Source organism: Methylobacterium sp. NPDC080182 (genome assembly GCF_050281105.1).
Classification (GTDB): Bacteria; Pseudomonadota; Alphaproteobacteria; order Rhizobiales; family Beijerinckiaceae; genus Methylobacterium.
On record NZ_JBNNWO010000016.1, the window covers coordinates 1 to 23475 of the forward strand.

19 protein-coding genes, 1 tRNA gene and 1 rRNA gene are annotated in these 23475 nt (G+C 73.4%); 14 read left to right on the top strand and 7 right to left on the bottom strand.

Going from position 1 to position 23475, the window contains the following annotated elements; all coding sequences use genetic code 11:
- The first annotated feature begins 206 nt into the window (after positions 1-206).
- The 5 genes from rrf to ACQKQD_RS25125 all read left to right on the top strand — a co-directional run bounded on the left by rrf (position 207) and on the right by ACQKQD_RS25125 (position 7700).
- A 5S ribosomal RNA gene (gene rrf, locus ACQKQD_RS25105) occupies positions 207-322 on the top strand.
- Positions 323-425: 103 nt separating this feature from the next.
- A tRNA-Met gene (locus ACQKQD_RS25110) sits at positions 426-502 on the top strand.
- A gap of 435 nt (positions 503-937) precedes the next feature.
- Complete coding sequence (locus ACQKQD_RS25115) at positions 938-2896, top strand: autotransporter assembly complex protein TamA (RefSeq protein ID WP_427509876.1); 1959 nt, start codon at positions 938-940, stop codon at positions 2894-2896.
- A complete protein-coding gene (locus tag ACQKQD_RS25120) occupies positions 2897-7252 on the top strand; it encodes a translocation/assembly module TamB domain-containing protein (RefSeq protein ID WP_427509877.1) in 4356 nt (1451 codons plus the stop codon).
- A 130-nt stretch (positions 7253-7382) separates the two neighbouring features.
- Positions 7383-7700, top strand: a complete 318-nt coding sequence (locus ACQKQD_RS25125; protein ID WP_020094097.1) for an HPr family phosphocarrier protein — start codon at positions 7383-7385, stop codon at positions 7698-7700.
- A gap of 3 nt (positions 7701-7703) precedes the next feature.
- Here the strand turns inward: ACQKQD_RS25125 and ACQKQD_RS25130 are convergent, their stop codons facing one another.
- From ACQKQD_RS25130 to ACQKQD_RS25145, 4 genes are all read right to left on the bottom strand, one after another.
- Complete coding sequence (locus tag ACQKQD_RS25130; RefSeq protein WP_427509878.1) at positions 7704-8423, bottom strand: endonuclease III domain-containing protein; 720 nt, start codon at positions 8421-8423, stop codon at positions 7704-7706.
- Between the two features lie 73 nt (positions 8424-8496).
- The gene (locus tag ACQKQD_RS25135) at positions 8497-9384 is read right to left on the bottom strand and encodes a hypothetical protein (protein ID WP_427509879.1); all 888 of its coding nucleotides are present in this window, start codon (positions 9382-9384) and stop codon (positions 8497-8499) included.
- 104 nt (positions 9385-9488) lie between these two features.
- Positions 9489-10595, bottom strand: coding sequence for a CobW family GTP-binding protein (locus tag ACQKQD_RS25140; RefSeq protein ID WP_427509880.1), 1107 nt, complete (start codon positions 10593-10595; stop codon positions 9489-9491).
- Between the two features lie 66 nt (positions 10596-10661).
- Positions 10662-12179, bottom strand: coding sequence for a D-alanyl-D-alanine carboxypeptidase family protein (locus ACQKQD_RS25145; protein ID WP_091979202.1), 1518 nt, complete (start codon positions 12177-12179; stop codon positions 10662-10664).
- A gap of 269 nt (positions 12180-12448) precedes the next feature.
- Between ACQKQD_RS25145 and queE the strand changes: the two genes are divergently transcribed.
- Entirely contained in the window at positions 12449-13081 is a 633-nt protein-coding gene (queE, locus tag ACQKQD_RS25150; RefSeq protein ID WP_427509950.1) for a 7-carboxy-7-deazaguanine synthase, read from the top strand.
- Positions 13082-13341: 260 nt separating this feature from the next.
- Here the strand turns inward: queE and ACQKQD_RS25155 are convergent, their stop codons facing one another.
- A complete protein-coding gene (locus ACQKQD_RS25155; RefSeq protein ID WP_427509881.1) occupies positions 13342-14253 on the bottom strand; it encodes a DUF6925 family protein in 912 nt (303 codons plus the stop codon).
- Between the two features lie 175 nt (positions 14254-14428).
- On the opposite strand from ACQKQD_RS25155, the gene rfbC reads away from it, so the two are divergent.
- The 4 genes from rfbC (at position 14429) to rfbA (ending at position 17924) form a co-directional block, all read left to right on the top strand.
- A complete protein-coding gene (rfbC, locus tag ACQKQD_RS25160; RefSeq protein ID WP_020094104.1) occupies positions 14429-14980 on the top strand; it encodes a dTDP-4-dehydrorhamnose 3,5-epimerase in 552 nt (183 codons plus the stop codon).
- Between the two features lie 93 nt (positions 14981-15073).
- On the top strand, positions 15074-16123 hold the full coding sequence (rfbB, locus tag ACQKQD_RS25165; RefSeq protein WP_427509882.1) for a dTDP-glucose 4,6-dehydratase: 1050 nt from the start codon (positions 15074-15076) through the stop codon (positions 16121-16123).
- Positions 16123-17028, top strand: a complete 906-nt coding sequence (gene rfbD, locus ACQKQD_RS25170) for a dTDP-4-dehydrorhamnose reductase (RefSeq protein ID WP_427509883.1) — start codon at positions 16123-16125, stop codon at positions 17026-17028. The genes rfbB and rfbD overlap by 1 nt, the downstream gene beginning before the upstream one ends.
- A complete protein-coding gene (gene rfbA / locus ACQKQD_RS25175) occupies positions 17025-17924 on the top strand; it encodes a glucose-1-phosphate thymidylyltransferase RfbA (RefSeq protein WP_427509884.1) in 900 nt (299 codons plus the stop codon). Before rfbD ends, rfbA begins: the two co-directional genes overlap by 4 nt.
- A gap of 42 nt (positions 17925-17966) precedes the next feature.
- Here the strand turns inward: rfbA and ACQKQD_RS25180 are convergent, their stop codons facing one another.
- Complete coding sequence (locus ACQKQD_RS25180) at positions 17967-18233, bottom strand: hypothetical protein (protein ID WP_427509885.1); 267 nt, start codon at positions 18231-18233, stop codon at positions 17967-17969.
- A 169-nt stretch (positions 18234-18402) separates the two neighbouring features.
- Between ACQKQD_RS25180 and ACQKQD_RS25185 the strand changes: the two genes are divergently transcribed.
- The 4 genes from ACQKQD_RS25185 to ACQKQD_RS25200 are packed head-to-tail and all read left to right on the top strand — an operon-like array spanning position 18403 to position 22863.
- Positions 18403-19500, top strand: a complete 1098-nt coding sequence (locus tag ACQKQD_RS25185; protein WP_427509886.1) for an OpgC family protein — start codon at positions 18403-18405, stop codon at positions 19498-19500.
- Positions 19497-20330, top strand: a complete 834-nt coding sequence (locus tag ACQKQD_RS25190) for an SGNH/GDSL hydrolase family protein (protein ID WP_427509887.1) — start codon at positions 19497-19499, stop codon at positions 20328-20330. Before ACQKQD_RS25185 ends, ACQKQD_RS25190 begins: the two co-directional genes overlap by 4 nt.
- A gap of 56 nt (positions 20331-20386) precedes the next feature.
- On the top strand, positions 20387-21727 hold the full coding sequence (locus tag ACQKQD_RS25195) for a lipopolysaccharide biosynthesis protein (protein ID WP_427509888.1): 1341 nt from the start codon (positions 20387-20389) through the stop codon (positions 21725-21727).
- Positions 21724-22863 carry a GNAT family N-acetyltransferase gene (locus ACQKQD_RS25200; RefSeq protein ID WP_427509889.1) on the top strand — a complete coding sequence of 380 codons (1140 nt, stop codon included), beginning with the start codon at positions 21724-21726 and terminating at the stop codon, positions 22861-22863. Before ACQKQD_RS25195 ends, ACQKQD_RS25200 begins: the two co-directional genes overlap by 4 nt.
- A gap of 307 nt (positions 22864-23170) precedes the next feature.
- Here ACQKQD_RS25200 and ACQKQD_RS25205 read toward each other — a convergent pair whose 3' ends face one another.
- Positions 23171-23455, bottom strand: a complete 285-nt coding sequence (locus tag ACQKQD_RS25205; RefSeq protein ID WP_427509890.1) for a hypothetical protein — start codon at positions 23453-23455, stop codon at positions 23171-23173.
- Between the last annotated feature and the right edge of the window lie 20 nt (positions 23456-23475).

The window sequence follows — 23475 nt, forward strand, 5'->3', positions numbered from 1 at the left end:
GAGCCGACCGGTACTAATCGCCCGATTGGCTTGATCGCTCTCGTGATCCGTGTCCGGACTGGTTCGGCAGCCGCAAAGGCTGGCGAAGCCAGAGACACACGAAACAAGAAGACCCGCAGCGCCAGACGCTGCATGCTTGCCGAACTGAGCACTCGCCGTCGCAGCACCCTGCGACGCCCAGTGCCAAAAAAGTTGCGATGCGCCGGTCTGGTGGCCTGAGCGGCGTGCCCAGAACCCGATCCCATCTCGAACTCGGCCGTTAAACACGCCAGCGCCTATGGTACTGTGTCTCAAGACACGGGAGAGTCGGTCGCCGCCAGACCCGCCCATCGCAATCATTCCCTCGACACGAACACCGATCCGGCCTCCGGACACGCCGCCCGCTCGCCAGAGCCGGCGTACCCGGACCAGCCGCACAGACTTGGCGCGGGGTGGAGCAGCCCGGTAGCTCGTCAGGCTCATAACCTGAAGGTCACAGGTTCAAATCCTGTCCCCGCAACCAAATCCGACGCACAGAACCCGCCGCGCTTAACAGCGCGGCGGGTTCTGCGTTGTGGCAGTAAGTCGCGTGGACCCGCTCGTGGCGCGGACACGCTCCGGAACACGGCCTGCCCTCCGCGAGGGGAGGGGAGTCCGAGCACCGCGCCGCCCCGGGTTCGCGGTCTGTGCCGCCTGCATCACGCGCGTCGGAGCCCGTCGTTGACCAGCCTCATCGCGAGCGGCCGAACCGGTTCCCGGGCGCGGTCCCCGGGCCGCGACCTTGGCGGTGTTGGCCTCGCAGGCACCTGGCCTTAAGATGCGGTGGGGTACGTCGTGATACGGCGTAAGGGGGGAGCGGCAATGATCTCACAGGCAGGCGGCACGGCCGACCTCGATCGGAGCTGAAGAGCGCGGTTTGCGCGTCTCCGCTCCCTCTCATCGTGCGGCCCGCCCGGTGATGCGTCGCGCATCGCCGCCGAGGCTGGTCGCCCTGGCCCTGGCCCTGCTGGTCGCCGCGGGGAGCCAACCCGCGCGCGCCTTCGACCTGTTCGGCCTGTTCGGCAGCGAGCCGGAGCCGTCGCCACCGAGTGCGACAGCGCTTCCGTACACGCTGCGGATCACCGGCACGGACGATTCCGACGTGCTGCGGGCCCTGCAGGACACGTCCACCCTCTATCGCCTGCGGCAGGAGCCCCCGCCCGACGGCGAGGGTCTGCTGCGCCGGGCCGAGACCGACCGCGCCAAACTCGCCGACGTCCTGTCGGGCTACGGCTACTATCAGGGAACGGTCACGATCCGGATCGACGGCGCGCCGGTGCCGGGCCAGGCGGCGTCGGCGGTGGGTGCTGCGGAGGCGTGGCGCAACCGCAGCCTCGTCCCAGTGCGGATCGCGGTGGATCTCGGACCCCTCTACCATCTGCGCCGGATCACCGTGCGCGATCCGGCGGGCAACCCGTTCCCGGACGCCGTTCTGCCAGCGCGGGTCACCCGCGTCGACGACGACGTTCCCGCGCGCTCGGCCACGGTGCTGGCGCGGGAAGCGCAGATCGTCGACCAGTTCCGCGCGCAGGGCCATCCCTTCGCCAAGGTGATCGCGCGCGACCCCGTGGTGGACGATTCCGCCCACGTCATGGACGTGACCTTCACGGTGGCGCCGGGCCCGGTGGCCGGACTCGGCCCGGTCACGGTCAGCGGCGCGCCGGGCATCGACCCGGCGACCATCCGGTCCTTCATCTACGCCGAGCCGGGCGACCCGTACTCGCCCCAGGCGGTGGCGGCGATCCGCCGGTCGGTGGCGCGGATCGAGGGGATCGGCGGCGTGCGGGTCCGCAAGGGCACGACCCTCGACGCCGACGGGAACCTGCCGCTGTTCGTCGCGGTCACCGAGCGCGAGCGCAACCTCGTGGGCGTCTCGGCGCGCTACTCCACCGTCGACGGGCCGGGCGTGCGGGCCTACTACGCCAACCGCAACCTGTTCGGTGGCGGCGAGTCCTTCCGGGTGGACGCCGACATCTACTATCTGGGTCTCGGGAACGACCCGTTCGCCAACCAGCGCAAGCTCGCGGGGATCGGCACGAACGGCCTCGGCGGGCGCCTCTCGGCGACCTACGTCCAGCCGGCCCTGTGGGGGACGCGCAACGACTTCCTCGCGAACGCCTTCATCACCCGCGAGGTGCAGCAGAGCTATCTCGTGGATGGCGGGGGCGTCTCGGGGGCGATCCGCCACCGGTTCTCGGACACGTTCTCGGCGCAGATCGGGCTCGACGCGCAGGCAGGCCGGTCGAAGGACGCCCTCGGCACGGTCAATTACCGGCTGATCGGCGTACCGGCGTCGGTCACGTACGATTCCACCGACAGCCTCCTGGACCCGACGCGGGGCGTCCGGGCCATCGCCTCGCTGGCGGTCTATCCCGGCGCGATCTCGTCGCCCGGCATCGTCGTGGCCAAGGCGCAGGGCTCCACCTACTACGCCCTCGACGACGAGGCCCGCATGATCTTCGCCGGCCGCATCGGCTTCGGCTCGGTCTCGGGCGCGCCGCTGGGGGAGATCCCCGACAATTTCAGGTTCTTCGCCGGCGGCGGCGGCTCGGTGCGGGGCTACCCGTACCGAACCCTCGGGCCGATCGGCCCCTTCAACCTGCCGATCGGCGGCCGCAGCCTGCTGGAGGCCTCGCTCGAGGCGCGCATCAAGGTCACCGACACGATCGGCGTGGTGCCGTTCTTCGACGCGGGCACCGCCTTCGCCTCGGCGACGCCGGATTTCGACGAGAAGATCCGCAAATCCGTGGGCATCGGCCTGCGCTACTACACCGGCATCGGGCCGATCCGCGCGGACGTCGCCTTCCCGCTCGATCCCTACAAGGGCGGACACGTGCGTCCCGCCGTCCTGTATCTCAGCCTGGGGCAGGCGTTCTGAATGGTGTTCCGAACCGGACTCACGCCGCGCGCCGCGCGTCCGACCGCCCGTCCCGGCCGGTTGAGCCTGGCGCTCGTCCTGGTCTGCCTCGCCCTGCTGCTGCCCTGCACCCTCGCGGCGACGCGCGCCGACGAGGGCGACAAGTCCGTCCTCGGCGGCCTCCTGTCCCGCGCCCTGTCGACCCCATCCTCGCGGGTGGCGATCGGCGCCGTCGACGGCGCGCTGTCGTCCGACGCGACCATCCGGGACGTGGCGATCAGCGACCGCGACGGCGTCTGGCTGAAGCTCGACCGGGCCCGCATCGTCTGGCGGCGGCTCGCCCTTCTGTCGGGACGGCTGGAGGTCGACAGCCTCGAGATCGGGCATCTCGACGTGCTGCGCCGCCCGATCCCCGGACCGCCGCCGCCCGAGGCCAAGCCCGACGGGCGGCTCCTCCCGGACCTGCCGGTCAAGGTCGAGATCAAGGGGTTCAAGCTGGCCGAGCTGACGCTGGGCGAGGCGGTGGCCGGGCAGCCGGCGCGGCTGTCGGCGGAGGGCCGGGCGAAGCTCGGCGCCGCCAGCGAGGGGCTCGACCTGCAGGCGAGGGCGCAGCGCCTCGACGCGCCGGGCCGCTTCCTGCTGTCGCTGCTGTTCGTGCCGAACGGCGAGCGACTGGAACTCAAGGCGAACCTGGTCGAGCCGGCGGGCGGCCTGCTCTCGAAGGCCGCCAACCTGCCCGGCACCCCGCCGATCGACTTCGCGCTCGACGGGACCGGGACACTGGATGCCTGGGGGGCCAAGCTCGACTTCACGGCCGGTCCCGACATCGGCGCCAGGGGCGGGGCGAAGATCTCCCGCATCGGATCCGAGCGGCGCCTCGCCCTCGACCTCGCGGCCCGGATCGAGGGACTGATGCCCGGTCCGGCGGCGGCGGTCTTCGCCGGCACCACCAAGCTCGACGGCGGCCTCGCCTTCGCGGATAGCGGCGCCTTCCGGATCGACCGGCTGGAGCTGACCTCCCGCACGGCGCGCCTGACGGCCGGCGGCAGCCTCACCCGCGACCGGATCGCCGACCTGACGCTGCAGGCGCGCGCCCTGCCGACGGAGGGCGACGTCACCCGGGCCGGCGAGGCCGAGATCGGCAAGCTCGTCTTCGACGGCAGCCTCAAGGGACCGCTGGCGGCGCCCACCGTCCGGGGCCGTCTCGACGCGGCCGCCCTGCGCAGCCGCAATTCCAGCCTCGACCGGATCGAGGCCAGCCTCGGCATCGACCCGCAGGGCGAGCCGTCGGCGCAGCGTTTCGCCATCGCGGCGGACGGCCGGGTCGACGGGCTGAAGCTCGCCGACCCGGCCCTGCGCCGGGCGATCGGCAGCCGGGCCACCGTGACGCTCCGGGCCTCGGCCGGCGCCGACGGCGTTCTCGATATCGCGGCGCTCAACCTCGATTCCGACACGGCGCGGGCCGCCTATGCCGGCCGGGTCGGCCAGAACACCCTGACCGGCACCGTGGACGCGGCGCTGCCGGACCTCTCCGTCTTCTCGGGCCTCGCGGGCCAGGGTCTCGCGGGCAGCCTCGACGCCAAGGCGCGGCTCAGCGGCGATCCGGCGCGCAAGGCCGTCGCCGCCGACCTCGCCGTGACGACGAGCGGCGTCGTCACCGGGATCCGGGCGGCCGACCGCACCCTCGGCCGCGCGCCGAGCCTCCAGGGGCGCGTCTCCCAGACCTTCGACGGGTACGGCTTCGACCATCTGCGCCTCGAAGGCTCCGGCGTCACCGCGACCCTGCAGGGCGAGGCGACGGCGACCCGCGCGGACGTCACCGGCAGGATCGACCTCAAGAGCCTCGCGGATCTCGACGGGCGCCTCACCGGCAGGGCGGGCGTCGACGCGCGCCTGACCGGATCCCTCGAGCATCCGGACGTGACCGCGAGCCTGACGGCGCCCTCCGCCACCGCGGCCGGCAAGCCGATCCGGGACCTGCGCGTCGAGGCGGTCCTGCGGGACGCGCTCCTCGCGCCGGACGGCACGGTCCGGCTCGGCGGCGATGTCGGCGGCAAGCCGCTGACCGGCGGCGCGCACCTCGCGCGCGTCGGCGGGGACTGGGTCCTCGACCGGCTCGGCCTCGATCTCGGCTCGGTCTCCGTCGCCGGCCAGGCGACGGTCGCGGCCGACACGTGGCTGTCGGCCGGCGCACTCACCGTGCGGGCCGGCGACCTGACAGACATCGCGCCCCTGGTCCCGGAACCGGTCGCGGGCCGCCTCGACGCCGCACTGACCCTCGCCCGCGACGGCGGCCGCCAGGACGTGACCGTCCGCGCCACCGGGGGCGGTCTCCGCTACGGCGAGACCGCCCTCGCGCGGCTCGACGCGGACCTCTCGGGACGCGACCTGCGCGCCCACCCGGTCCTCGACGGGCGCGTCGAGGCTGACCGGCTCGTGGCCGCCGGCCAGCAGGTCGACGCAATCCGGCTCCTCGCCAACGGCACGCCCGCCTTCAGCGACGTGAGCCTCACCGCCCGGGCGCGCGGCTTCACGCTCGACGGTGCCGCGCGGGTCGTCCCGGCCGCGGACACGCGGATCGAGATCCAGCGCCTGTCGGCGGCCCGCGGCAACGACCGCTTCGCCCTCACCGGGCCGGCGGCGATCACCCTCCGGGACGGCGGCGCGGTGATCGACGGCCTGTCGATCGCGGCGGGCTCCGGCCGCGTCACGGTCGCGGGCCGCGCCGGGCGGGATCTTGACCTCAAGGTGGCGATCCGGTCGCTGCCCCTGTCGCTCGCCCGGATCGCCGCACCGAGCCTCGCCCTCTCGGGGACCCTGGACGGGGAGGCGGATCTCCGCGGCCCCGCGACGCGGCCGGAGGGGCGCTACGCGGTCAGCGTCGCCAAGCTCGTTGCCCCGCAGACGCGGCAGGCCGGCTTGCCGGCGATCGACGCGACTGCCAAGGGCAGGCTGTCGGACGGGCAGGCGAGCCTGGACGGGCGGGTCACGGCCGGGCGCGGTGTCGCCCTGACGGTCTCCGGGTCGCTGCCCGTGGAGGCCGGGGGTCCGCTGGACCTGCGCGCGCGCGGGACACTCGACGCCGCCCTCGCCAATTCCCTCCTGAGCGTCGGCGGCCAGAGCGTCACCGGCAAGATCGCCATCGACGGCGGCGTCACCGGCACGCTCGCGGCGCCGCGGGCCCAGGGCGCGGCGGTGCTGAGCGGCGGGAGCTTCACCGATCCGCTGAACGGGCTCCGCTTCACCGGGATCGAGGGTCGCGTCACCGGCCGCGGCGACAGCGTCGTGGTCGAGCGCCTGACCGCGACCGCCCGCAACGGCGGTCAGGTCTCCGTAACCGGCCGCGTCTCCCTCGCGCCCGACTTCCCGGGCAATTTCCACGTCGTCGCCGACAAGGCCGAACTCGTCTCGAGCCCTCTGATGACGGCCGTGTCGAGCGTCGACATCACGCTGGCGGGGCCGCTGGCGCGGACGCCGCGGATCGCCGGCCGGGTGAACGTCGTGTCGATCGACGTCGCGGTTCCGGACCGGCTGCCGGCCACCATCCGGCCGCTGCCGGGAGTCCGCCACGTCAACACGCCGCCGGCCCTGAAGGCGCGTCTGGCGCAGCGGGCGGAGCGGAAGGCCGCGACCCGGTCCGGGCGACGGGGCGGGAAGCCGGCCGTCCCGTTCGACGCCACCCTCGACGTGACGATCGACGCGCCGAGCCGCATCTTCGTGCGCGGGCGCGGCATCGACGCGGAACTCGGCGGTGCGCTGCGCGTGACCGGCACCTCGGCGTCGCCCAACGCCAACGGCGCGTTCTCGCTGCGGCGCGGACAGTTCGAGCTCGTGGGCCAGCGCCTGGATTTCAGCCGCGGCCGGCTGACCTTCGCCGGCAGCCTGACCACGCCGGAGCTCGATTTCGTCGCCGAGACCAAGGCCACCGACGTGACCGCCCGCATCGCGGTCTCGGGCTTCGCGGACGCGCCGCAATTCTCCCTGACCTCGGATCCGGTCCTGCCGCAGGACGAGATCCTGTCGCGGATCCTGTTCAAGAAAGCGTCGGCCGGCCTGTCGCCGTTCCAGGCGCTGCAGCTCGCCCAGGCCGTCGCCCAGCTCTCGGGTGGCGCCGCCGGTCCGGACGTGTTCGAGCAGGCGCGCAAGAGCCTCGGCCTCGACAGCCTCGACGTCTCCACCGGCGCGAGCGGCGGGCCGGCGATCGGCGCCTCGCGCTACATCTCGGATCGGGTCAGCGTCGGCGTGAAGGCCGGGGCGAAGCCCGCCGACACCGCCGTCGGGGTCGACTTCGACGTCACCCGCCGGATCAAGCTGAAGGGCGAGGCCGGGACCGACGGCCGCACCAGCCTCGGCGTCGGCGCCGAGTACGAGTGGTAGCCGGCACGGTCACACAGCCGCCCGTTCCACCGCGCCCGCGGGGCTGCGGGATCGACACGCCCGGTCAATGGTTTAGGTTCGGGACGAGCGGCCGCCAGGGCCGCCGATCGGGCGGGAAACACCACGGGCAATGGACGAGCTTTTCGAGACCGATGACGATCCGCCGGTTCCGGAGGGCGGCCTTATCCGCAAGCTCCCGATCATCAACAGGCGGGGCCTCCACGCCCGCGCCTCCGCGAAGTTCGTGCAGACCGTGGAGCGCTACGACGCCGCCGTGACGGTCACCCGGGCCGGCGAGACGGTCGGCGGACGCTCGATCATGGGCCTGCTGACGCTCGGCGCCGCCATGGGCACACGCATCGCCGTCACCGCCGTCGGCCCGGACGCGGAGAGCTGCCTCGACGCCATCGAGGCCCTGCTGGCCAACCGCTTCGGCGAGGACGAGTAACCTCTAGGCCGTCGCCTTGCCCGGCCACGCGCACAGGTCGGAGACCGGGCACCGGGGGCAGGCGGGCTTCCGGGCCGTGCAGGTGTCGCGCCCGTGCCGGAACAGCCAGACATGGGCGTTGTCCTTGAACGCGTCCGGCACGATTCGGGCGAGGCCGTCGGCCACCGCGTCGACCGTCGCGCCCGGAGCGAGGGGGATCCGGTTCGCGATCCGGAAGATGTGGGTGTCGACCGCGATCACCGGCTCGTGGAAGGCGAAGTTCGCCGTGACCTCGGCGCTCTTGCGGCCGATCCCCGGCAGGCGGCGCATCTCCGCGGCGCTGCGCGGGACGGCGCCGCCGTGCTCCGCGAGCAGGACCGCCGACAGCCTGACGATGTTGCGCGCCTTGGAGGGCCCGAGCCCGACCGGCCGGACGATCTCGGTGATCCGGGCCTCCCCCAGGGCCGCCATGGCGGCGGGATCGCGGGCCTCGGCGAACAGCGCGTCCGCGATCCGCGAGACGGTCGGGCCGGTGGACTGGGCCGAGAGCAGCACGGTCACGAGCACGCGGAACGGGTCGGTGTGGTCGAATCCGGCCTTCGGATCCGGGTCCCGCTCGGCGAGGCGCGCGAGGATGGCGGCCACCCGGTCGGCCTCGCCCGCCCCGCGCGAGCGCGGCACAGTCCGTGCGGCCGCCTTCCGGCGCGGAGCGGGTCGAACGCCGTGGGGCAGGTCGCGGGTCATGTCGGCCAGCTAGGGTTCGCCGCCCACGTCGACAGGCGCCCCGGACGCGGCGGATTGACTGCTCACCGACCACTCAGGCCCGGGCGCGGCGCCAGGGCACCGCGTTGGCGCCGGCGCACAGGTGGAGCGTCCCGGCGACCACCGCGCCGGCCCGACGGCGGAACTCGACCCGCAGCGCGCCGCGGCGGGCGAACAGCCGGGTGACCACACGCACCAGCGACGCCTCGGCCGGGTCGGCGATGATCGGCCGCGCGGCCGTGCGGGCGTCGAGGGCGAGGAAGGTCTCGACCGCGTCGCGGACCGCTTCCGGCTCGGTGACGGCGAGCATCTCGGTCTCCGCGGGCTCCCAGCCCTCGGGACGCACGCCGAGCAGGTTCCCGGCCGGGATCGGCCGGGAACGCGCCGGGCGGCTGGCCGCCAGGACAGGGCGCCGCGGCTCCGGTTCCGGGGCGGGCGCGGACTGGCCGACGAGACGGAGCGGGCGGCGCAGCGCCCCGAGCCGCTCGCGCAGCGCCCGGTCGACGGCCTCCGCGGCCGCGCGCTCCACGAGGGCGGCCGCGTCGGGCTCGGCGGGCTCCCAGGGCCGGGCGCGGCGGCCCCAGACCGGATGCGGCATCGCCAGCGGGACCACGCCGCGCAGCGTCTCGGGGCCGTCGCGCGCGTCCCGGCTCCAGGCGAGGGCGACGGCGACGGGACGACCGGCCGGGCGGTGCTGGGCGAGCGGGAGGAGGTGGTCCGGGTCGCGCAGCGGGTCGGTCACCGCGTTGCGCACCAGCATGGCCCGCCACGCGGCGACGGAGGCCGCGTCGACGGCACCGGGTCGCCGCAGATCGACCCGCCAGGTCCCGGTCTCGGCGCCGTCCTCGGCGCCGTCCTCGGCACCGGCTCCGGCTTCCGGATCCGCCGCGCGGTCCGGCCGCTCGGTGAGCCCGCCCTGTATCACGGTGAAGCGTCGCGCCATCCGCGTGTCCTGCCTCTCGACGACCCGTCCCGATCCGGGACGATCCGGCGCCTCCGGGGCGCCCCTCGCGTCGAGGGCTTCAAGGACGGTGCCGACCGCCGGCGTCAGGGGCCGGGGATCGCCAGGGGATTGTCGGTCAGGGCGGCGGCATCCGGCGCGTCGACCCGGGGGCGGCCGAGGAAGGCGTCCCAGAGCTGGCGCACGAAGGCCGGATCGAGGTCGCGCAGGATCAGGACGAGGCGCGAGGTGTGGTCGGGATCCGGCCAGGCCGGCAGGGTGACCGGCGCGTGGAACACGTGCTGGACGCCGTGGACGACGAGGGGACGCTCGGGATCGTCGGCGAGGGCGACGAGGCCCTTGAGCCGGAGCAGCTTCGGCCCGTGGCCGGAGCGCAGGAGATCCATGAACATCTCGAAGGCGGGGCGCGGCACGGGCGCCGCGCTGGTCAGGCAGATCGCCCGGATCGACGCGTCGTGGCGGTTCACGTCGGCGTGGCGGTGATGCGCCTGCTCCAGGGCCGCGTCGCCGAGCCACGCGCGCACGTCGGCGGTCTTGCCGTCGAGGCCGAACAGGCCGCCGAGGAGCGTGTCCGCGGGGGCGTCGGGCGCGACGATCGGGGCGGCCGGGTTGAGCGCCGCGAGGCGCGCGCGGATCCCCGAGAGGTCGCCCGCGAGGTCGGCCTTGGTCAGCACGATCCGGTCGGCGACCGCGGCCTGCCGCAGGGCTTCCGGATGGGCGTCGAGGGTCGCGGCGCCGGTAGCCGCGTCCACCACCGTCACCACGGCCTGGAGACGGTACCGCAGCACGAGGTAGGGGTGGTAGATCAGCGCGTGCAGGATCGGCGCCGGATCGGCGAGGCCCGTCGTCTCGATCACGACCCGGCGGAACGGCCGGATCCGGCCGTTGTCGCGCTTGCGCAGCAGATCCTCGAGGGTCGCGATCAGGTCGCCCCGCACCGTGCAGCACAGGCAGCCGGCGCCGAGCAGGATCATGTCCTCGTCGACGGTCTCGATCAGCAGGTGGTCCAGGCCGATCTCGCCGAACTCGTTGACGATCACCACCGTGTCGGCGAGCGCGGGATCGCGCAGCAGCCGGTTCAGCAGGGTGGTCTTCCCGGCTCCGAGGAAGCCGGTGAGCACGGTCAGCGGGATCGGCTCCGGGCGGCGCGGGTCCGGAGCGGGGGCGGGGGTCTCTGACAGAGGCGGCGACATGGGCGACGAAGTGGGGTGTGGCGGCCTCCGCGGCAACGCGGCGGCCGCACGGACACCCGCGCGGACCTACTCGTCGGCCGCCGCCTTCTTGGCGGCCGGCTTCCTGGCCGGGGCCTTGGCCGCCGCCTTGTGGGACGTCGTATCGGCCTTGGCGGGCGACGGCTTGTGGGCGGCCGCCTTCGGAGCCGGCTTGCTCAGGCCCTTACCGGGCTTGGCCTCCGGCATCCCGGGCGTGACGTCCGACGTGTAGGCGCTGGCGTTCCGCGGCACGCCGTGGCCCGGCTTCGCGGCGACCTTGGGAGCGGATTTGGCGGCCGCCTTCGCGGCCTCGGCCCGCTCCAGGCGCGCCGCGCGCGCCTGCTTGGCCGCCTCGAGGGCCGCCGCGCGCTTGGCCTTGGCGGCCTCGAGCTTGGCGGCGCGGGTGTTGGCGGCGGCGGCCTTCTGCTCGGCCTCCTGCGCCTCGAGGATCTGCTGGCCCTCGGCCGGGTTGCGACCGACCCAGACGGCGATCGGCTGGAGCGGCGCCCGCGGCGGCAGGGACCGCGCCCGCAGGGCCGGGTTGGAGAACGCGGCGAGCGCCAGCGCCGGCGAGTTCGCCGCCGAGCCGCCGATCAGCTGCGCGGCCGAACCGGGGGCGCTCAGCGCGCCGGGACCGTCCTCGATGGCCGGGGGCTTCTTGCCGCCGCACACGAAGGGACGCATGTCCGGCGGCGCCGGGATCGCGGAGGCCGGCAGCGCGTCGAGGGTCGGGCTGGTCCAGCCGGCGCTCTGGCCGAAGGCGTAGTCGAACAGGTCGGCGGTCTTCACGTCGCGCTCGCGCGGGGTCGGCTGCCCCATCACGATGGTGACGATCCGCCGGCCGTTGCGCGTGGCGGTCGCCACGACGTTGAAGCCGCCCGAGCAGATGAAGCCGGTCTTCATCCCGTCCGTGCCGGGATAGCGCCCGAGCAGGCCGTTGTGGTTCGCCATCACGGCGCGGCCGAACTGGATCGCCGAGATCGAGAACAGGTCGTGGGAATCCGGGAAGTCGCGGATCAGCGCCCGGGCGAGGACCGCCATGTCGCGGGCGGAGGTCCACTGGCGCGGGTCGGGCAGGCCGTTCGGGTTGAACCAGCGGCTGTCGTGCATGCCGATCCGCTGCCCGGTCTCGTTCATCAGCGCGGCGAAGTTCTCGACGGATCCCCCGAGCGACTCGCCGATCGCGTAGGCGACGTCGTTCGCCGACTTGACCATGATGATCTTCAGGGCGTTGTCGAGGGTGAGCTGCGTGCCCGGCTTGAAGCCCATCTTCGACGGCGGCTCGGCGGCGGCGGCGGCCGAGATGGTGATCATCGAGTCGAGCGAGACCTTGCCCTGGCGGACGAGGTCCAGGGCGACGTAGGTCGTCATCAGCTTCGTGATCGAGGCCGGGTACCAGGGATCGGTCGGCGCCTGCGCGTAGATGACCTTGCCCGAATCCACGTCGGCCACGAGGATCGGCACCGTCACGGCGTTCGCGGCGCCGATCCCGACCAGGCCTGCCCCGAGCAGACCCGTCAGCGCCGCAAGCCCGACGGTGAGGCGTCGGTAGAGAGAAGAGGACATTCGAGCCCGACTCGTCAGAGGATCGCCTGGATCGACGCCCTGGGGGCGTCGGATTTCCGGCCGGCCAGCCGGAGAGCGGCGCAGCCCGGTCGGCCGAAGGCGGTCGCCGGACTGCATCTCGGCATGAACGAGCCTACCGTGGCAAGAGCAAGGCGAGATCACATCGCGGGTCTGCACGGCGCGGTTGTCGGTGGCCCGCGCGGGCGGCACGGCTTATGTGCAGACCGGGCGCGCAAGCCGGATCGCGCGCGACGGTGACTGGGACGGTTGTGGCTTACGCGGTCAAGGAGATCTTCCACACGCTCCAGGGCGAGGGCGCGCAGGCGGGCCGTGCCGCCGTGTTCTGCCGGTTCGCCGGATGCAACCTCTGGTCCGGGCGCGAGGCCGATCGCGCCGCCGCGGCCTGCCGGTTCTGCGACACCGATTTCGTCGGGATGGACGGGGAGGGCGGCGGGCGCTTCGCGGACGCGGCCTCCCTCGCCGACGTGATCGCCGCCACCTGGGCGGGCGGCACCGCGAACCGCTACGTTGTCTTCACCGGCGGCGAGCCGCTGCTCCAGCTCGACACGCCGCTGATCGAGGCCGTCCACGCGGCCGGGTTCGAGATCGCCATCGAGACCAACGGCACGCTGCCGGCGCCCCCGGGGATCGACTGGATCTGCGTCAGCCCCAAGGGGAGCAACGCCCTCGCACAGGTCTCCGGCCACGAGCTGAAGCTCGTCTACCCGCAGGCGGACGCCGATCCCGCGGCCTTCGTGGATCTCGCTTTCCAGCACCGCTTCCTCCAGCCCATGGATGGCCCCGACCGGGTCGCCAGCACCGAGGCGGCGATCGCCTATTGCCGCCGGGACGCCCGCTGGCGGCTCTCGCTGCAGACCCACAAGATGATCGGCATTCCCTGAGAGGCCTGGATTCGGTCCCGGGATTGGGTTCGGACGAAGTGATCGCCAAGCCGGTGCCGCACGAGGCGCCGGTCCCCTCTCCCGTGCGGGAGAGGGACAGGGTGAGTCGCGGCCTGTCGGCAACCCGAGAGCGCGCCTGATCCTGAAGCTTCTCGTCCCTCACCCCGACCCTCTCCCGCACGGGAGAGGGGGTTACGACGCGGTTGTCTCGACCGGGATCGCCGTCTCTCCGAACCATCAGGACGCGATCGGGGACGGCACTACCTGACGATAGCCACCCGCTGGGCGCGCGCCGCGCGGATCGCCGAGCGCGCGAACCGTCCGCCCGCGCGCGGCGGATCGGGATCCTGGCCGTCCAGCACAGCGCGGCGCAGGGCCACCAGCGCGGGATCGCCCCATCGGTCGAGGACGCGTCCGAACGCGGCGTGGCGCCCGGCATCGAACGGGACCGGTCGCCCGGCCCCGTCCCGCACGGGATGGGCCGGATGCAGCGTCCCGCAGGGTATCCAACCCGGCGGGATCGGCGCGGTGGCCGCGTGCGTGCGTGCGAGTCGCAGGAGTTGCGGCAGCAGGTGGCACCGCGGCCCGGGCCCCGCGGCCGCCCGATCGGCCTCCGGCGCGAAGACCTCGACACGACCGATGCGGGTGATGACGATCTGGTCCAGGCCCGAGATGACAGCGGACGGCATCGCCGCGGCGCCGGCGGCGAGGAGCGGACGGCCCGCCAGCGCCCGCAAGCGGGCGATCCGCGCGGGGTCGGCGGTCCGGATGCAGGCATCTGCGGCGCGCAGACCGAGGCCGAGATCGAACAGGCGCGCGGCGCGGTCCTCCGGCCGGATTGCCGCCTCGTCGGGACCCAGTTCGGTCAGAACGGTGCGCCGGCCCATCGCGCAGGCGGCCTCGGGAAGGCAGAGCGCGAGCGTCTGGCTCCAGCCGTCGGCGAAGCCGGTCTCGTAGGCGAACGGCCTGAGATCCGGATGCGCCCGGACCGCGAGCGCGCCGCGGGCCGTGCGGATCCCGATCGCGTCGTCCTCGAGGGGCCGTGCCGGCTCGTCGGGTTCCCGCGCGAACACGGCGGCGGCTCCGTAGCCGCCGAGGCTCCACGTGCAGGCCGGATCGGCCAGCTGGGCACGCAGCAGGCCGTCCACCGCGGGTCCGGCTCCGCCCGTCATCGGCTCCCCTCGTGCACGCCACCGCAGCCCGCACGCCTTGACACGGACGGCGAATGACCGGAAGTCGCGGTGCATCACCGAGGTTGTGGTCGGCGAGGCGGGCGCGCGACCCGGAACGACCGACGCGGAGACGTCCGCTGGACCTCGCGACGGGATCCGCAAGAAGGGCGCTGGCATGGACGTCATCGAGACCGAGATCCCGGACGTGAAGCGCATCGTCCTGAAGCGCTTCGGCGACGCGCGGGGCTGGTTCTCGGAGACCTTCCGGGCCGACACCCTGGCGCGGGCCGGCATCACCACGCCGTTCGTGCAGGACAACCAGTCCTTCTCGGCCCCGCAGGGGACGGTCCGCGGCCTGCACTTCCAGATCGCCCCCCGCGCGCAGGCCAAGCTGATCCGCGTGCTGCAGGGCGCGATCCTCGACGTCGCGGTCGACATCCGCAGCGACTCGCCGACCTACGGGAAGTACGTCGCCGTCACGCTCGACGCCGAGAACGGCGAGCAGCTCTACATCCCGCACGGCTTCGCGCACGGCTTCTGCACCCTGACCCCCGACGTCATGGTCGCCTACAAGGTCGACGACTACTACAGCCCCGAGCACGACCGCGCGCTGTTCTGGAACGATCCGGCGATCGGGATCCCGTGGCCGGTCTCCGGCGAGGCGGCGATCCTGTCCGACAAGGATCGCCGGGCGCCGAAGCTCGCCGATCTCGGCCGCGTCTTCTGAAGAGCGCGGCCCGGCCGCAATTTTGTCACGACGGCCGGTCTTAGGCTGCCCCGGCTTTCTCAGTTCTCGATCGATCCGAAGAGGTAATCCGCCATGCGCATCCTGGTGACCGGAGGCTGCGGCTTCATCGGCTCGGCGCTGGTGCTGCACCTCGTCAACGATCTCGGCCACGACGTCTGCACCCTCGACGCGATGACCTACGCGGCCAACCCGGTCTCGCTGGCGCCGCTCGCCGACAACCCGCGCCATCGCCTGGTCGAGGCCGACATCTGCGACCGCGCCGCCGTGCAGAAGGCCTATGCGGACTTCAAGCCCGAGGCGGTGATGCACCTGGCCGCCGAGAGCCACGTCGACCGCTCGATCACCGACCCGGGCGCCTTCGTGCGCACCAACGTGATCGGCACGCAGACCATGCTGGACGGCGCCCGCGGCCATTACGAGACGCTGCCGGAGGCCGAGAGGAAGACCTTCCGATTCCTCCACGTCTCCACCGACGAGGTCTACGGCTCGCTGCCGCCGGACGCGTTCTTCACGGAGGAGAGCCGCTACGATCCGCGCTCGCCCTACTCGGCCTCGAAGGCGGCCTCCGACCACCTCGCCCGCGCGTGGCACGAGACCTACGGCCTGCCGGTCCTGGTGACCAACTGCTCGAACAATTACGGGCCGCGTCACTTCCCCGAGAAGCTGATCCCGCTGATGATCCTCAACGCCCTCGAGGGCAAGAAGCTGCCCGTCTACGGCGACGGCCTGAACGAGCGCGACTGGATCCACGTGGAGGACCACGCCAAGGGCCTCGTGGCCGTGCTGGAGCGCGGCCGGATCGGCGAGACCTACCTGCTCGGCGGCCGCGCGGTGCGCAACAACCTCGCGGTGGTCAAGGCGCTGTGCGCGGCCTTCGACCGGCTGCGCCCGCAGGGCGCGCCCCACGATCAGCTGATCAGCTTCGTGGCCGACCGCCCGGGCCATGACCGGCGCTACGCGATCGACTGCACCAAGGCCGAGACCGAGCTCGGCTGGCGCCCGCAGAAGACCTTCGAGCAGGCGCTGGAGGATACCGTGGCGTGGTACCTCGGCAACGAGGGCTGGTGGCGCCCGATCCGCGAGGGCCGCTATAAGGGCGAGCGCCTGGGGCTCAACGGCTGATGGACGTCCTCGTCCTCGGCGGCGCCGGCCAGGTCGGCACCGAGTTGCAGGCCCTGACTTGGCCGGACGGCGTCACCGTCCACGCGCCGGGCCGCGCGGATCTCGACATCACCGACGCGGACGCCGTCGCGGCGGCGCTCGCCGCCCGCGACTACCGGGCGGTGATCAACACCGCCGCCTACACGGCGGTCGACAAGGCCGAGTCCGACGTCGTCGCGGCGTGGCACCTCAACGCGCTGGCCCCGGCGATCCTGGCGGCCGCGACCGCCGCCAAGCGAATCCCGCTGGTGCACGTCTCGACCGACTACGTCTTCGCCGGAACGAAGCCCGACGGGGCCTACGCGCCCGACGCGCCGATCGACCCGCAGAGCGTCTACGGTGCCAGCAAGGCCGCCGGCGAGCTGGCGGTGCGCACCGGCAACCCGCGCCACGCCATCGTGCGGACCGCCTGGGTGGTGAGCCCGCACCGGGGCAACTTCGTCAAGACGATGCTGCGGCTCGCGGCGGAGCGCGACGCGCTGACCGTGGTGAACGACCAGCACGGGTGCCCGACCTCGGCCGCCGACCTCGCCGCGGCCCTCGCGACGATCGCGCAGGCCATGGCCGCGGATCCGGAGGCGCCGACCGGCACGTTCCACTGCGTGAACCGGGGCGACACCACGTGGTGCGGCTTCGCCGAGGCGATCGTGGCGGGCTCGGCCCGGCGCGGCGGGCGCTCCGTGCCGGTCAAGGGCATCCCGACCTCCGCCTACCCGACACCGGCCCGGCGGCCGGCCAATTCGCGCCTGTCCACCGACAGCCTCACGGCCGCCTACGGCATCGCGCCGCGGCCCTGGCAGGCGGCGCTCGACGACATCCTGGACCGGCTCGTCGGGCCGGTCTCAGAGGGAGTTTCCAAGCCATGAAGGGCATCGTTCTGGCCGGCGGATCCGGCACGCGCCTGCACCCGGCCACGCTGTCGATCAACAAGCAGCTCCTGCCGGTCTACGACAAGCCGATGATCTACTACCCGGTCTCGGTGCTGATGCTCGCCGGCATCCGCGAGATCCTGATCATCTCGTCGCCGGAGCACCTCGACAACTACAAGCGCCTGTTCGGCACCGGCGAGCAGTTCGGCCTCAAGTTCTCCTACGCCCTGCAGCCGCGGCCGGAGGGCCTCGCCCAGGCCTTCGTGATCGGGCGCGACTTCGTCGGCGACCACGACGTGGCGCTGATCCTCGGCGACAACCTGTTCTTCGGCGCCGGCATGGGCGAGCTCCTGGAGCGCGCGTCGAGCCGCAAGCAGGGCGCGACCGTCTTCGCGTACCACGTCGACAACCCCCAGGCCTACGGCGTCGTCAACCTCGACAAGTCGGGGCGGCCGACGAAGATCGTCGAGAAGCCGCAGAACCCGGAATCGACCTGGGCGGTGACCGGCCTGTACTTCTACGACAACCAGGTGCTCGACATCGCCGCCGACGTGAAGCCCTCGGCCCGGGGCGAGCTGGAGATCACCAGCGTCAACGAGGCCTACCTGCAGCGCGGCCAGCTGCACGTGGAGCGCATGTCGCGCGGCTACGCGTGGCTCGACACCGGGACCCACGACAGCCTGCTGGAGGCGAGCGAGTTCGTCCGCACCCTGCAGAACCGGCAGGGCCTGCAGGTGGCGTGTCTCGAGGAGATCGCCTACCTGCAGAAGTTCATCACCCGCGACCAGCTCGTGGCCCGCGGCGAGATGTTCGCCAAGACCGCCTACGGGCAGAACCTGCTGCGCCTCTCCCGCGAGAGCGAGGACGACCTGCGCCTGCGCCGCGGCAAGTAGCGCCGCCGGCGGCGCGGGGTCGCCGCCCCGTCGCCGCCCCCCTTATCGGGGGGCGCAGCCGATGCAGATACCGCGCATGAGCTTGTCGTTCTTCGCCTCGCGCGGCGTCCGCACGCGCCGGTCGTCCGGCGTCTCGGCAGCGGCGCCGCGGCTCGGCGGCATGACGCGGCCGACCGACGAGGTGTTGGGGGCGGTCGCCGTGGAGGCGGGGCCGCCGCCGGTTCCGGTCTGGGCCTGAGCCAGCGCGGGGCCGGTCGCCAGGACCGGCAGGAGGAGCGCGAGGCCGAGGGCGGTGAGGGGGCGGGTCATGGGTGCGGAACTCCGTGCCGGGCCATAACGCGGGTGTGACCGTCCGGTTCGATCGGGCCGCGCGATCCCCACCTTTGTTCGCCTTTGCAGAAGCGATGCGGCGCCGTATCAGGGGCCGCGTTCCCGCCGCCGCCATCCTGATGCGTCGAAACTCGGAGCCGCCGCGACGATGCGGGACCCCAACGCGATCGACTTCTGGCGCGGCTTCGCCCTGATCACGATCTTCATCAACCACATCCCGGGCAACACCTTCGAGCGCTACACCTTCTCGCAGTACGGCATCTCGGACGCGGCCGAGCTGTTCGTGTTCCTGGCCGGCTGGTCGATCGGGATCGCCACCCGCGGGCGCGACGGCAACCCGGAGCCGCCGGGCCGGAGCGTGGTGCGGCTCCTCGCCCGCACCGTCGAGGTCTACCGGGCGCAGCTGACCGTGATGCTCCTGGCGCTCGCGATCATCGCGGGGGCGGCGCTGCTGCTCGACAACCCGCTGATCCTCGAGTGGCACAATGCCGGCGGCTTCTTCGCGGACCCGATCCAGTCGGTCTGCGGGATGGCGCTGCTGACCTACCAGCTCGGCTACTTCAACATCCTGCCGCTCTACGTGCTGCTGATCGGCATCGCGCCCGTCTTCGTCCTGGTCGGCCGCTTCAGCCTGCTCGCGGCCCTGGGCCTGTCCGTGAGCGTCTATCTCGCGAGCCTCGTCTTCGGGTGGAACGTCCCGTCCTGGCCGGGCGAGGGCGACTGGTTCTTCGATCCGCTCTGCTGGCAGCTCCTGCTCGTCCTGGGCTTCGTCCTGCAGGGCTGGAACCTCCGCTCCGACGCCCTGCGCCGCTGGTCGCGGCGCCTGATCCCGGCGGGCGTCGTGATCGTTCTCCTCGGGATCGTGCTCGCCGTGACGGAGATCCGCCCGGATCCGATGCTCGTTCCGGAGCCGCGCCTACTGTTCACGTTCGAGAAGACTTACCTGACCCCGGCGCGACTGGTTCATTTCCTGGGGGTATTGTTAGCGTTTGCACCGCTTTACGCGGTGCTCGCCCCCCGAATCGGCCGCGTCGTCGGTTATCTGAGTCAGATGGGCCGGAATTCACTGGCTGTCTTCTCGATGGGCTCGATCCTGAGCCTGATCGGGCAGCTCGTGCGTTTCCAGACGGGCGGCGGCGCGCTGATCGATATGCTGGTCGCCGGCTCGGGCCTCGTCGGGCTGGGGTTTACGGCATGGTTCGTCGAATGGCGCAGCCGCAGCAGATCGTCGCGACCCCGCGCATGACGCGGGCTCGGCTCGCCGCGGCGCTGGCCGTGCTCCTGCTGTCGGGCTCCGGCGGCTCGGCCGCGGCCGAGCAGGCCGCCGGCCCCGTGGCGGACGATCCGGCCCTGTCGCAGGAATGCCGGGTCCCGGGGGCGCAGCTCTACAGCGTCGCCCAGCTCGGCGCCGTCAAGGCCGCGCTGGCGGAGAACCGTCCGCTCAAGATCCTGGCGATCGGCGGCAGCGCGGCGCCGGGCGCCTCGGCCTCCTACCCGGCCAAGCTCGAGGCCGCGCTGGAACACGCCCTGCCGAAGGTCGACGTGGTGATCGACCACCGCGGCCTGCCGGGCGAGATCGCCTCCGGGGCCGCCGAGCGCCTGCGCACCATGGTGGCCGAGGCCGAGCCCGACCTCGTCGTCTGGCAGGTCGGCACCCACGACGCCATCGCCCGCGTCGACGTGGACGCCTTCGCGAGCGCGCTGGCCGAGGCCGTGGGCTGGATGCGGTCCCACGGGATCGACGTGGTGCTGGTCGACCCGATCTACACGGCCAGCATGGCGGCCGACGTCGACTACAACCGGATCGTCGAGGCCGTCCGGAGCGTCGCGACCCAGCAGGGCGTGCCGCTGGTCCGGCGCTACGAGGCCCTGCAGTACCTGTCGCACCGCAGCGACAAGGGCGAGGGTCACATGCTCGGCCGCCAGTTCCGGCTCAACGACCTCGGCCTGCGCTGCATGGCCGAGCACGTGGCGCTGACGATCGCCACCTCGCTGATGCGGACCGAGGCGCCCAAGGAGCCCAAGGCGGCCCCGGCCCAGCCGCCCTTAACCGAGCCGCAACGCGCCCCGGGCTAGACCGGACGGCCAGAGATCGGCCTCCCGCCGAGTTCGGGACCGGCGCGGAGCGCGTAGTGTCAGCCACGGCCCTCCCTGTCCTCGCGCTCCGGCACCTCCGGGCGCTGCGCAGCGGCCCGCAGCGGGCGGCCCTGACGGTCTTCGCGATCCGCGTGGGGTCGGCCGGCTTCGCCTACGGCGCCCAGGTGCTCGCGGCGCGGCTGATGGGCTGGGACGCCTACGGGATCTTCGCGTCGGTCTGGGTCTGGACCGCGATGCTGGGCCACACCCTGACCCTCGGCCTCTCGCAGGGCGCCTGCCGGTTCGTGCCGGGCGACCAGGCGCAGGGCGACCTCGACCTCGCGCGCGGCTACATCCGGGCCGGCGCCCTCGTGACCGGCGGAGCGGCGCTCGCCGTCGCCTGCCTCGGCGCGGCGCTGCTCGCGCTCGAGCCGGACCTGTTCGCCCCCGCCTACTGGGCACCGATCCTGGTCGCGCTCTGCGTGATGCCGCTCTTCGCGCTCCAGGACTACCTCGAGGGTGTGGCGCGCAGCCAGAACTGGGTCGGGCTCGCCATCGCGCCGCCCTACCTGCTGCGCCAGACTCTGATGATGGCCTGCATGGTCGCGGCGATCCTGCTCGGCGCGCCGCCCCGTGCCGAGGTCGCGATGGCCTGCATGCTGGTCGCCGCCGCGGTCGCGACCGCCCTGCAGGCCGCCCTCCTCGCCGCGCGGCTCCGGCGGGAGCTGCCGGCCGGGCCGCACCGCTACCGGTGGCGCACGTGGCTCGGCACGGGCCTGCCGATCGCCGCGATCGACCTCGCCAACGCCGGCTTCACCTTCGTCGACGTGATCGTGCTCGGCGCCCTGGTGAGCCCGGCCGAGGTCGGGATCTACTTCGCGGCGACCCGCATCCAGCAATTCGTGGTGTTCGTGCACTACGCGGTCAGCGCGGCGACGCTCCAGCGCTACAGCGCCGCCCAGGCGCAGGCCAACCGCTTCCTCCTCGCCGAGCTGGTCCGGCGCCAGGGCCGTCTGACGGCGGCCGCGACGCTCGTGGTCGGCGGCGCGATCCTGGCCGTCAGCCCCCTGCTGCTGGCCATGTTCGGGCCGGGTCTCGGCGACAGCGTGCCGATCCTGTGCATCCTGATCGCCGGCAGCGTCGGGGCGAGCCTGTTCGGCCCGGGCGAGGATCTGCTGACCATGCTGGGCGGGGAGCGGCTCTGCGCCGGCATCACGGCGGGGAGTCTCCTCGCCGCCGCCGGCCTGTGCCTCGCCCTGGTCCCGGCGCTCGGGACGCTCGGCGCGGCCGTTGCGGTCGCGGTGGCGAGCGTGGGCCGGGCCGCCCTGCTCGCGCGCGCCGCGGGGCGCATCCACGGGTTGCCGACACCGGTCTGGGCCGCCGGAGCGGTCCGATGATCGCCGCGAGCCCCCTCCGCGCGCCGTCCGGAGCCGTCGTCACCCTCGGCGACGCGCCGGAGCCGGAGGCCTGGGACGCGCTGGTCGCGGCGGGCGCCGCGGCGCACCCGCACTTCTCCCGGCACGTCATCGAGGCCCATCGGACCGCCGGGCTGCTGCCGGCGGCCCTCCGCTACGTCACGGTCTGCGCGGGCGACCGTCTCGTCGGGCTGCTCCCGTACCGTGAGGCCCGGGACCTGACGGGCCTCGGCGGCCGGGTCCTGCGGCCCTTCCTCTCGCCCTACGTGACCGCCACGGCTCCCCTGGTCGCCGACGGTCCGGACCGGGCCGCGCACGCGCTGGCCCTAGTGGCCGGCCTCGAGGCCGCCTCCGGCGGATGCCCCTGGCGCTGGCCGCTGCTGCCGACCGGGGAGGGCGCCGTTCCGGAGATGCTCGCGGCGATGCGCGCGCGCGGCTGGGCCATCGGCACGGTGGCGGGCTTCGACCGCCCGGTCATGGACCGGCGCGCCGACCACGCGGCGTTCCTCGCCGACCATCCCGGCCGGGCGCGCTTCAAGGATCTGCGCCGCCGGGCGCGCCGCCTGTCGGAGACCGGAACCGTCGCCCACGCGTGCGCCACGGGCGGATCGGACCTCGCCCGCCTCGTCGCGGCCTTCCTCGACCTGGAGCGCGCCGGCTGGAAGGGGCAGGCCGGCACCGCCATGGCCTGCCGGCCCGAGGGCGCCGCGCTGGCCAGGGCGCTGTTCACCGCGGTTCCGGGCCCGGTCGCCGTCCGGGCCGACGCGCTGACCCTCGACGGCCGGCCTGTCGCCGTCAGCCTCGCCCTGGTCAGCGGCGGCACCGCGACCCTGCTGAAGACCGCCTACGACGAGGATCTGCGCGGCCACGCCCCGGGCCTGCTGCTCGAGGCCGAGATCGTGCGGGCCTGCCACGAGACCGGCTTCGCCGACCGGCTCGACTCGGCGACGCTGGAAGGATCGGCGCTGGAAGGTCTCTACCGCGACCGGGTTCCGGTCGCCGAGATCATCGCGGTCCCGCCCGGTCGACAGGTGATCTCGCTGGAGCGGCGCCTCCGGCTCGCCCGGTTCGAGCGGGACGCGCGCGCGGCCGCGAAGCGGGCCCTGCGGCGGCGCTAGGGCCGGTTCAGCGCGTTCCGCACGCGGCGCTGGTCCCCTCTCCCGTGCGGGAGAGGGACAGGGTGAGGGATCGGGTCTGTCCGAACGAAGCGCAGTCTGGCCGAGCGGCAATGGCGCGCTCGACCGAGAGGCCTCTTGTCCCTCACCCCAACCCTCTCCCGCACGGGAGAGGGGGCGATGGCGCGGCTGTCGCGTTCGGAGCCGCCGCCCTATCAAACCGTTCCAGAGCGATCGGGACAGGTTCTCGCGCCTCAACCCCATCCTCTCGCGGCGGGTCCACGGCGCCCTGAAACCGCGGTGCGGCCCGCTACCGGCCCCGGTACAGACCGTCGCCCTGCACCCGGTCGTAGACGCCGAGCCCGGTCCGGGCACGATAGGCGCGGCCGGCGATCGCGCCGGGGGTCGGCGGCGTGCCGGGCTGCGCGAAGCTCGTCTCGGGCCGGTAGGCCGGCCCCCAGCCGATCTCCTCGTCGCCCGCGGGATCCTTGCCCGGGAAACCCGTGACGTAGCCCGTGCTCTGCGCGAGCGCGGGCCCGGCGGCGAGCCCGAGCAGGAGCGCCAGCGTGCAGCGGTACGTTGTCCTGGATCGCATCGGCCGTATCCTCCAGTCCG

Excerpts from the sequence above, each read along its gene's own strand:
- ACQKQD_RS25115 (WP_427509876.1), top strand. The coding sequence starts at position 938 with ATGCGTCGCGCATCGCCGCCGAGGCTGGTCGCCCTGGCCCTGGCCCTG.
- ACQKQD_RS25120 (WP_427509877.1), top strand. The coding sequence starts at position 2,897 with ATGGTGTTCCGAACCGGACTCACGCCGCGCGCCGCGCGTCCGACCGCC.
- ACQKQD_RS25125 (WP_020094097.1), top strand. The coding sequence starts at position 7,383 with ATGGACGAGCTTTTCGAGACCGATGACGATCCGCCGGTTCCGGAGGGC.
- ACQKQD_RS25130 (WP_427509878.1), bottom strand. The coding sequence starts at position 8,423 with ATGACCCGCGACCTGCCCCACGGCGTTCGACCCGCTCCGCGCCGGAAG.
- ACQKQD_RS25135 (WP_427509879.1), bottom strand. The coding sequence starts at position 9,384 with ATGGCGCGACGCTTCACCGTGATACAGGGCGGGCTCACCGAGCGGCCG.
- ACQKQD_RS25140 (WP_427509880.1), bottom strand. The coding sequence starts at position 10,595 with ATGTCGCCGCCTCTGTCAGAGACCCCCGCCCCCGCTCCGGACCCGCGC.
- ACQKQD_RS25145 (WP_091979202.1), bottom strand. The coding sequence starts at position 12,179 with ATGTCCTCTTCTCTCTACCGACGCCTCACCGTCGGGCTTGCGGCGCTG.
- ACQKQD_RS25155 (WP_427509881.1), bottom strand. The coding sequence starts at position 14,253 with ATGACGGGCGGAGCCGGACCCGCGGTGGACGGCCTGCTGCGTGCCCAG.
- rfbC (WP_020094104.1), top strand. The coding sequence starts at position 14,429 with ATGGACGTCATCGAGACCGAGATCCCGGACGTGAAGCGCATCGTCCTG.
- rfbB (WP_427509882.1), top strand. The coding sequence starts at position 15,074 with ATGCGCATCCTGGTGACCGGAGGCTGCGGCTTCATCGGCTCGGCGCTG.
- rfbD (WP_427509883.1), top strand. The coding sequence starts at position 16,123 with ATGGACGTCCTCGTCCTCGGCGGCGCCGGCCAGGTCGGCACCGAGTTG.
- rfbA (WP_427509884.1), top strand. The coding sequence starts at position 17,025 with ATGAAGGGCATCGTTCTGGCCGGCGGATCCGGCACGCGCCTGCACCCG.
- ACQKQD_RS25180 (WP_427509885.1), bottom strand. The coding sequence starts at position 18,233 with ATGACCCGCCCCCTCACCGCCCTCGGCCTCGCGCTCCTCCTGCCGGTC.
- ACQKQD_RS25185 (WP_427509886.1), top strand. The coding sequence starts at position 18,403 with ATGCGGGACCCCAACGCGATCGACTTCTGGCGCGGCTTCGCCCTGATC.
- ACQKQD_RS25190 (WP_427509887.1), top strand. The coding sequence starts at position 19,497 with ATGACGCGGGCTCGGCTCGCCGCGGCGCTGGCCGTGCTCCTGCTGTCG.
- ACQKQD_RS25200 (WP_427509889.1), top strand. The coding sequence starts at position 21,724 with ATGATCGCCGCGAGCCCCCTCCGCGCGCCGTCCGGAGCCGTCGTCACC.
- ACQKQD_RS25205 (WP_427509890.1), bottom strand. The coding sequence starts at position 23,455 with ATGCGATCCAGGACAACGTACCGCTGCACGCTGGCGCTCCTGCTCGGG.